General features: G+C 45.9%; 1 protein-coding gene. It reads left to right on the forward strand.

Annotated elements, in window-relative coordinates; translation table 11 throughout:
• On the forward strand, positions 1-244 hold a 244-nt coding region (locus tag R0J87_RS23585), incomplete at both ends, for an alpha/beta hydrolase (RefSeq protein WP_498889416.1).

Consider the following 244-nt stretch of genomic DNA (forward strand, 5'->3'; position numbering starts at 1 on the left):
CTCTGAAAGTTTATGCTGAAACCGGTGAATTAACCGGAGATCTTAAAATTTTAGCTCGCTTCCTCGATGACGAAATGATGGCTAAGTTGCGAGAAGGGCTGCAACAACCGCTTTCCTATGATGCTGTACAGGCTTATCAACTCACCCATTCCCCCTTGGGTCGAGATGTATTAGAGGAAGTGGGAAAAGTGATCCGCTATACTCCCCATCGCAATGGGTTTTATGGACTCAGAGCTGCAATTGT

Source organism: Halomonas sp. SIMBA_159 (assembly GCF_046536035.1).
Classification (GTDB): Bacteria; Pseudomonadota; Gammaproteobacteria; order Pseudomonadales; family Halomonadaceae; genus Vreelandella; species Vreelandella venusta_A.